The organism is Timonella senegalensis JC301, from assembly GCF_000312125.1.
GTDB lineage: Bacteria > Actinomycetota > Actinomycetes > Actinomycetales > Cellulomonadaceae > Timonella > Timonella senegalensis.
The window spans coordinates 123,692-131,968 of record NZ_HE978641.1; the positions used below are offsets into that span (position 1 = coordinate 123,692).

Consider the following 8,277-nt stretch of genomic DNA (forward strand, 5'->3'; position numbering starts at 1 on the left):
CAAGCTCCAGGCGATCTGGGTTGTTGCGACGGTTCTTCTTGGTGATGTAGTTGCGTTCCTTGCAGTCCACGCATGCAAGCGTGATCTTTGGGCGAACGTCGGCGCTCTTGCTTGCCATGGTTGTGCCACCTCTCGCGCCCCATTGGGGCGCTGTATCGTACAAAAAGCACGCTGAACATCAGCGTGCGTAGCTTAAGTGATTATGTAGCGGGGGCGGGGCTCGAACCCGCGACCTCACGATTATGAGCCGTGCGCTCTGACCAGCTGAGCTACCCCGCCGCATCGAAGGCTTGAAGCCTTCAGCGATGCCAGAACCACAACAGCGATCAATTATGCCATAAGACGGCACCAGACATCAACAGAGCCCCCGACGAGAATCGGACTCGTGACCTCCATCTTACCAAGATGGCGCTCTACCACTGAGCTACGGGGGCAGTTGCTAACCTCGCGCTAAATCAGCGGGTTTCGCGGTGTGCGGTGTGCTTTCCGCAACGTGGGCAGAACTTTGCAAGCTCCAGGCGATCTGGGTTGTTGCGACGGTTCTTCTTGGTGATGTAGTTACGTTCCTTGCAGTCCACGCATGCGAGCGTGATCTTTGGGCGAACGTCTGCGCTCTTGCTAGCCACGATCTTCCACCTCACGCGCCGCACTGCGGCGCAGTTAATAGCCGAGCGTTTCCTGCAAGGCATTGAACAAAATGTGCGATTGCACATTACTTACTACGTAGCGGGAGCGGGGCTCGAACCCGCGACCTCACGATTATGAGCCGTGCGCTCTGACCAGCTGAGCTATCCCGCCGCAATGAAACCGTGGTTTCAGATGACTTCAACTGGTAAGCGAATGCTTAACCAAATTGACGCCATCAGAGCCCCCGACGAGAATCGGACTCGTGACCTCCATCTTACCAAGATGGCGCTCTACCACTGAGCTACGGGGGCAACACAGAAAAGACTACACACTGGCAACCCGGTATACAAAATTCTTGGGTGCGTGATGGTAATCACCCTGCCTGACGGGCAGAAACGGGCCCGCTCGTCACTGGAATCAGCGCCCACGATCACCGAGCGACGGCTGCGTAAGCGAGGCGGCCAGGAGAAGCCGCGCCACGCGCTGCCACCCCCTACGACACCACCGCAATCGGCCCGGAATCGGGCTCTCCCACGGCAGGAGCCATGCAGTTCCTTCCCAACCCAGCCACCCTCCAGCGCGTAGCTCGCGCAGGATGTGAGGCAATCGTCGAGAATCAGGCAGTGTGCGGCGGGCGCCGCAAGGCGCCTAGGAACGCAAAAGGCCCCACGGAAAACCGTGGGGCCATTTGTGGCAGTTGAGGGATTCGAACCCCCGAAGCGTAACGCGGCTGATTTACAGTCAGCTCCCTTTGGCCGCTCGGGCAAACTGCCGGGCGCTTCCATGAGTTCGGGCTTTTAGGCCGTTCTCTTGGCGAGCAGGTTTAACAATACTAGGTAGATCGCGAAAACAAAAATCCAGCGCACCGCACCATTCTCAGCCGCAAACTTCCGCGGCAATCGGCCAGGATCTGCGGATCTATGCGGATCCTGCGGGCAGCTGTTCCACTGAGCACGTCCCCACACCCACCAACCAAAAATGTTCGCCGCGTCACTCTCGCCCCGCCGCGGCCCACCCAATCCGAGTTGCCCTGCCCTATTGGCTTTGAGCGGAACCGGCACCGGAGGCGGGCGAATCGGCGGTAATTCGCGGCCAGGTTAGGTACGGTGTATTTCAGAGGAATTCCCCCCGAGAAAAGGAGGCCATCATGGCAGATTCATCAATGGACATTGTCTCGAAGGTCGACCGCCAAGAGGTCGACAACGCACTGAACCAGGCTGGCAAGGAAATCTCCCAGCGCTACGACTTCAAGAACGTTGGAGCCTCCATTTCGTGGTCCGGCGAGAAGATCGTCATGGTCGCAAACTCGGAGGAGCGGGTTGAGGCAATCCTCGACGTCTTCCAGACCAAACTGATCAAGCGTGGAGTCTCGCTCAAGGCTTTTGACACCGGCGACCGCGGACCACAGGCGTTCGGCAAGGAGTACCGCCTCGAGGGTGTCCTCAAGGAGGGCCTCGCAGGCGAGAACGCCAAGAAGGTCACCAAGATCATCCGCGAGGAAGGCCCCAAGTCGGTCAAGACGCAGATCACCGGCGATGAGGTTCGTGCAACCTCCAAGTCGCGCGACGACCTGCAGGAGGTCCAGGCCCTCCTCAAGGGCGCTGACCTCGACTTTGCGGTTCAGTTCACCAACTACCGCTGAGTGAAGAGTACGGTGACGCCCGCCCTGCCCCTTCCCCGCTTGGTTGCAACGGACCTCGACGGCACGCTCCTGCGCTCGGACCTCACCATCTCCCCCTTTACTGGGCGTGTACTGCGTGAACTTGAAGATCACGCAGTACACGTTCTCTTTGTGACGGCCCGTCCGCCCCGCTGGATGGATCCGCTCGCGGATGCGGTGGGCCGCCATGGCTCCGCCATCTGTCTCAACGGTGGGATGGTGTACGACTTTGAGACGGGCGGTGCGAGCGAGGTCCGCGGGTTCTCCGAACCCGATTTCGTGAAGATCGTCGCCGACCTGCGTGCGGCGCTCCCCCGGATCGCCTTCGCGTCAGAACGCCCCACGGGCGCGGTCTTTGACCCCCATTTCCACACCGACAAGTCGTATGGCTCAGAGTCGTTCTTTGCGCCGGTGGAGACCGCGTTAGACGCGCCGGTTGGCAAGTTGCTTGCCCGCCACCCGGGCTTGAAAGATGAAGAATTCTTCAAAATTATCGACGATATAGTCGGCTCCCGCGCTCATCTCGCCTACTCAGGTGCCCATGGTTTGGCGGAGCTGAGCCCACCCGGCGTGACCAAAGCCGCGGCCCTAGCAAACTGGGCATCCAAGCACGGCATTTCCCCCAGTGAGGTGTGGGCGTTCGGAGACATGCCGAACGACATCCCAATGCTCAAATGGGCAGGAGTGGGGATCGCGGTGAGCAACGCCCACCCTGACGCCAAGGCAGCCGCAGACCGCCAGACGCTGTCGAACGACGAGGACGGCGTTGCTGTGGCGCTCGAGCGGGTCGTTGAGCGCCTACGCGTAGGTTGAAGTGAGCCCAACTTGTCACGGCTTGGGACCGGACCTTCGGGAGAGCCCAACCAATTCGGCGACCATGAAGGCTTTCTCGCCCGAACCTGAGGCAGTTCTGCGAAGGGGAGGGCGTCGCCCTTTTCTGCCACGCCTAGGCACGGCGAGACATAAGGGTCCAACCGTGATTCAAGCCAGCCATCGTCGTCGCTGAGGAACTGTACCGCGCGCACAGGCCGATGCATAAACTGCCGGCCCTCAAGTTCTGCAATCGAGACTTCTACTGCGGTTGGCGAGGTGAAGGCCGAGGCGAACGCCGCGCGCCGCCGCGAATACCTCAGCTGCCTCACTCCAAGAACACCCATCGCGGCGACTGTCACGAAGAATGGAGCGAAAGGCTCAAATGGAGACGAGGCCTGCTCGCACCATCCTGTCTCTGGGTTAAAGAGCACCGTCTCGGTATCCCCGATTGATACCCCCTCGACGTAGGCCATCCGGCACTGCGCTTTCCAGTTCGCTTCAACTGAGTACACGGCGCCCTGGTCGTCGTCCTCACTGATGAGTTTGCCTTGAACGAGAGCGCCCCCTGCACGCTGCTCTGCGGCGTTGGCGATCTCGTACACCCCGTATCCGGCCGAGGCCAGAGCGATCAGTGCAGCGGCCACTGTGGTGATCGAGATATCCGTGCGAGATCCGAGGAACTTCCTCTGTTCGCGTCGGGAAAGGGAGAGGTTCGGTGCTGCCCCTGGGGTCATGCCGGAGAGGAATGTGCGCACCGTCGCCTGCCGCAATGCTGCCACCACGAGGAACAACAGCCCGGCAGCGATCATCAACCCGACTGGAACCACAACCCTGCTAAACGTCTGCGGAGAATAGAACTGGTCCGACCCGGCGAGCAAGACTCCTACGCCATTTGCAACTGCCCACACAGCGCCAATATTACGGTCGAGGTAGAGAACGACGGGAAGAAGAAAGAACACGGCTGTGAGTGCTAGGAAGAGCCCATTGGTAAGGCTCACAGTCTCATCGATGGCATCCATGGTGTCGGTGCGGACCACGAGCAAGGGTTCGGACAGTGCTACAAGGAGAAACCACAGTCAGGATCCAAGAATTACGGACAGTGCGCCGGTGCGCCACCACGAAATCATGACCTAAAGGTACAGGTGACTTGCCGCATTCTCCGCATTGGCGATGTTGCCGGACTGCGGACGCCTCCGAAGCTTGGCCGACAATACCGGTACCGGACTTTTCGGGTCGCTGTGGCTCTATTGTTCCCGCGATTGGAAGCGCAGTTGTTACGGCTATCGAGGCGGGTCCGAACGGGTGTCCCCCGGGTTGTACGGGTTAACCGGCGGGGTCGAGTACCCTCCGCCAGCCGAACCGGACTGCTGCGAGCCCCAACCGCGTGGGTCGGTTCCCGCCGCCCCATACCTCTGCGATTGTCCCTGCGTGCCATTCACCCCGTATCCCGTGTTTCCAGTTTGTGGTGCCGAGTAGCCCGTGCCTGGGGTGGAGTACCCGCCACGAGTCATCCCTGGAAGGTTCTGACCTGCCATCGCCTCAAGACGTTCGATGCGCTGAGCCATTGGTGGGTGAGTGGCAAACATCTTGCCTATGCCACCCCCACGGAATGGGTTGGCGATCATCATGTGTGACACATCCGCGAACTCTTGAGTTTGCGGAAGGGGGGCTGCGTTGGTTCCCATCTCGAGTTTGCGCAGCGCCGAGGCTAGAGCGAGCGGGTCGCCGGTGAGTTTTGCGCCATCCTGGTCGGCGTCATACTCGCGGGTTCGGGAAATCGCCAGCTGAATGAGTCCCGCAGCCATTGGTGCCAAGATCGCAGTCGCAATCACAACGAGAGGGTTTCCCCCACGCTCCCTGTCACCGCCAAAGATGAAGAGCACGTTGGTCAAGGCAGAGATCATTCCAGCAAATGCTGACGCAATTGACGAGGTCAAAATGTCGCGGTTGTAGACGTGCATGAGTTCATGCCCGAGGACACCACGCAACTCCCGCTCGTCAAGGAGGTCAAGGATTCCCTGCGTGCAGCACACTGCGGCGTTTTGCGGGTTGCGTCCGGTAGCAAACGCGTTAGGGCTGTTCGTCGGAGAAACGTAGAGCCGGGGCATTGGCTGACGTGCGCTGTTGGAGAGTTCACGCACGATCTTGTACATCTGCGGCTGCTCGATCTCCGTGACGGGGCGAGCCCTCATCGAACGGATCGCGATCTTGTCGGAGTTCCAGTAGGAGTACGCCGTCATGGCCAGCCCGATACCGCAGAACGCGAGGAGCAACCCAACGCTACGGTTACCCACCAGCCCCCAAATACCGATGAGTACAGCCCACATCAAACCAAAGAGGACCGCGGTCTTCACACCGTTGAAGTGTCGAGTGCCCATGACTATCTCCTTGTACAGCACCATTGTTCGGTACAGGGTTAAACGTGTGAACTCAGAATCCAGTTCCCACGCCTGTGGTGGATCACATTGCCAGCGTAGTACGAAAGAAGGGCGGGAGAGCTTCTGCTCTCCCGCCCTTCGTGGGTGATTCCTACGTATTGGAACACCTACGCTTTCACGTTCGGGTTGCCCCAGCGTTGTGACTCCGCGTGTTAGCCCTCGCGACGACCCAACGAAATGTCGATCTGTTCCGCACGGGAAACGACCTTGATTCGCTCGCGGCCCTCGGCCTCTCCCAACTTACGCTCGTAGGCGTCAAGCAACTGCCAGCCAGTCCACTTAATGACGTCCACTCCGCGCTCCTCGAGAAACTCTACGATTGCGTCCTGCTCGGGGCGAACCGCGGTAGCAAATGACTCGAGGTCAGCGGCATCCTCAACAAGGTGACGGATCGTCTCCGAGGCGTCAGACTTGGTGGACCCGATGAGGCCAACTGGCCCACGCTTGATCCAACCCGTGGCGTACAGGCCCTGTACATACTCGCCGTTGATGTCGAGGACGCGTCCCTCCTCGTTCGAAATGACGCCGCGCTTGTCGTCGTACGGGATCTCTGGAAGCTCGGAACCCCAGTAGCCAATGGCTCGGTAGACAGCCTGGACAGGCCAGTCGGTGAACTCACCAGTGCCAGAAACGGTGCCATCGCCGTTGAGTGCAGTGCGCTCGGTACGGAAGCCGTCCACCTTGCCGTCACCGTCAGCGTCTAGTACCTCGGCTGGAGAGTGAAGGAAGTGCAGGTGCAGGCGGCGCGATGCGGAGAACGTCGATGGGTCGTTCAGGGTCCAGTCAGTCAGGGTTTTGACGACCTGCTTGGTCTGGTTCGTCTTGTTGATCGCAGCGATCGAGCCCTCGTCGAACTCAAAGTCCTCTGGGTAGACGATGACGTCTACATCAGGAACGTGCCCGAGCTCGCGCAGTTCGAGTGGAGAGAACTTGGCCTGAGCGGGTCCGCGGCGCGCAAACACGTGAACGTCAGTCACGGGGCTCTTCTTCAGGCCCTCATAGACGTTTGCTGGGATCTCAGTGCTAAGGAGGTCCTCCGGGTGCTTCGCCAGGATGCGTGCAACGTCGAGTGCAACGTTTCCGGCACCGATCACGGCTACGGACTCGGCTTCCAGTGGCCAGGTCTCCGGAACATCAGGGTGACCGTCGTACCACGAGACAAAGTCAGCCGCGCCGTACGAACCGTCGAGTTCGATACCTGGGATATCGAGCGCCGCATCCTTGATGGCACCGGTGGAAAAGATGATTGCGTCGTAGAACTCGCGCAGCGTCTCCAGCTTGACGTCCACGCCGTACTCGACGTTCGCGAGCAGGCGGATGTCTCCACGATCGAGCACCTTGTACAGCGCGGTGATGATCTGCTTGATGCGTGGGTGATCTGGTGCGACGCCGTAACGCACGAGCCCAAATGGTGCAGGAAGTCGATCGAACAGGTCAATGGACACGTCCAGGTCCGTCTTAGACAGAATGTCTGAGGCGTAGATACCTGCTGGTCCAGCTCCGATCACTGCCACACGCAGTTGACGGTTGAGAGTCACGGAAAATCGTGCCTTCCGGTAAGTGTTGGAGGGCGCGCCTGCGCCCAATCGTTTCTATAGCCCAAGTCTATTTCCAGACTCGTATTCAAGGGTGGCAAGGATCCTCGCCCTACGGAATACACATCCCACGCAGCGGGAGGTTGTAAAGCCGCAATAACTCGCGAAACATCAGTCCCTACGAGCAGCTGGGCTGCTCAGTGGTGAAGCGTCCGGCACGCGACTAGTCACAGTCAACGGTCACGCTACGGACTATTCTGCGAATTTCTTCCTTCCCATTGTCCCCCGTTAATGCTGAACACGTACCCGTGATTTCGACCACGTCATATACAAAACCGCGATTAATTACCATGACCTTCACAACTTGGTGAACGATCTCACCGCGCCCGCCGGAGAATCTGCCCTCGATCCAGAGCGATTCGGTGCCCTCACCGCTTTCGCTTTCACGCGCCTCCTCTCGGAATCGCGGTAGCCCCTTGAGTCGGGCTTCTAAGTCCTTGACGCTCTTCTCAAATGTATGCCCGGCACCCACGCGGGTCGTGGTTACGAGAACGTTCGGGCGAAACTGGCCCGCCGGCACCTCCTTAGCCACAGCGAGCGGGAGACCGACAGCGGCTAGAGAAACCCACCCATCGGGGCTCTCGAGGCGAAGTCGGGGGAATGCTGGAAACGCCTCAGAAGGAAAAGAGTGAGTGATTGCCATTTCTTCATTTCAGTCGCCGACACGCAAAAGTGCAAATCTATGAGCTTCGAACACGCGAGGGCCGCTCCACACAGTGAAGCGGCCCTCGCGTGTTGGCAGAGAAAGTGTCGAGTGCGCGTAGTGCGCACAGCGGCGACTGTCCACGCTCAGTTATTGCTGTGGCTCGTCATCTACGAGATCCAGAATGGGAAGGTCCTCGGCCGTAACTAGGCGGGTGGTCACCGCATACTCGACCAAGCGTGCGCGCCGGTTCGTAGCGAGCTGCTTGGGTCCACCTCGTAGACCCTTGACTCCCATGCGGTCTAGCTTGTCGCACACGTTATCGAGTTTGCGGTTAAACCGGGTGATCGCCCAGCCGAGCCTGCGAGCCGCATCTGCGGTTGATGGAATCTCCGTGAAGCCTGTCCCCTCGCGCTTAAGCATCGGCTCACACAGCGCCACGATGAGCTGCTTCTGGCTAAGCGTGAAGTTGATCATTCCAATCGTCTGCTCACCGGTTTC

6 protein-coding genes, 5 tRNA genes and 2 pseudogenes are annotated in these 8,277 nt (G+C 59.6%); 2 read left to right on the forward strand and 11 right to left on the reverse strand.

Translation table 11 applies throughout. The features are described 5' to 3' along the window. From rpmG (HGSM_RS00600) to HGSM_RS00630, 7 genes are all read right to left on the reverse strand, one after another. Positions 1 to 118, reverse strand: a 118-nt coding sequence (gene rpmG, locus HGSM_RS00600; RefSeq protein WP_019146801.1) for a 50S ribosomal protein L33, incomplete at its 3' end; no start/stop codon positions are given. Positions 119 to 205: 87 nt separating this feature from the next. Beyond that, positions 206 to 279: transfer RNA gene (locus tag HGSM_RS00605), tRNA-Met, on the reverse strand. 83 nt (positions 280 to 362) lie between these two features. Then, positions 363 to 434, reverse strand: a tRNA-Thr gene (locus tag HGSM_RS00610). Positions 435 to 455: 21 nt separating this feature from the next. After that, on the reverse strand, positions 456 to 626 hold the full coding sequence (rpmG, locus tag HGSM_RS00615; protein ID WP_040594352.1) for a 50S ribosomal protein L33: 171 nt from the start codon (positions 624 to 626) through the stop codon (positions 456 to 458). A gap of 98 nt (positions 627 to 724) precedes the next feature. Continuing rightward, positions 725 to 798 (reverse strand) — tRNA-Met (locus HGSM_RS00620). Positions 799 to 866: 68 nt separating this feature from the next. Beyond that, positions 867 to 938, reverse strand: a tRNA-Thr gene (locus HGSM_RS00625). Positions 939 to 1,318: 380 nt separating this feature from the next. Further along, positions 1,319 to 1,400 (reverse strand) — tRNA-Tyr (locus tag HGSM_RS00630). A gap of 374 nt (positions 1,401 to 1,774) precedes the next feature. Here HGSM_RS00630 and HGSM_RS00635 point away from each other — a divergent pair. Beyond that, positions 1,775 to 2,269: a YajQ family cyclic di-GMP-binding protein gene (locus HGSM_RS00635; RefSeq protein ID WP_019146803.1), complete on the forward strand. Its 495-nt coding sequence runs from the start codon at positions 1,775 to 1,777 to the stop codon at positions 2,267 to 2,269. After that, on the forward strand, positions 2,270 to 3,100 hold the full coding sequence (locus HGSM_RS00640; protein WP_040594203.1) for an HAD family hydrolase: 831 nt from the start codon (positions 2,270 to 2,272) through the stop codon (positions 3,098 to 3,100). A 1,499-nt stretch (positions 3,101 to 4,599) separates the two neighbouring features. Here the strand turns inward: HGSM_RS00640 and htpX are convergent. From htpX to HGSM_RS00660, 4 genes and pseudogenes are all read right to left on the reverse strand, one after another. Continuing rightward, positions 4,600 to 5,478: pseudogene (htpX, locus tag HGSM_RS00645) on the reverse strand (zinc metalloprotease HtpX); the annotation flags it as partial. A gap of 212 nt (positions 5,479 to 5,690) precedes the next feature. Further along, positions 5,691 to 7,076: an FAD-dependent oxidoreductase gene (locus HGSM_RS00650; protein ID WP_040594355.1), complete on the reverse strand. Its 1,386-nt coding sequence runs from the start codon at positions 7,074 to 7,076 to the stop codon at positions 5,691 to 5,693. 220 nt (positions 7,077 to 7,296) lie between these two features. Continuing rightward, the gene (locus HGSM_RS00655; RefSeq protein WP_019146807.1) at positions 7,297 to 7,776 is read right to left on the reverse strand and encodes a hypothetical protein; all 480 of its coding nucleotides are present in this window, start codon (positions 7,774 to 7,776) and stop codon (positions 7,297 to 7,299) included. A gap of 150 nt (positions 7,777 to 7,926) precedes the next feature. Continuing rightward, a pseudogene (locus tag HGSM_RS00660) lies at positions 7,927 to 8,277 on the reverse strand (hypothetical protein); the annotation flags it as partial.

Coding starts and splice junctions, on each gene's coding strand:
- HGSM_RS00635 (WP_019146803.1), top strand. CDS start 1,775: ATGGCAGATTCATCAATGGACATTGTCTCGAAGGTCGACCGCCAAGAG.
- HGSM_RS00655 (WP_019146807.1), bottom strand. CDS start 7,776: ATGGCAATCACTCACTCTTTTCCTTCTGAGGCGTTTCCAGCATTCCCC.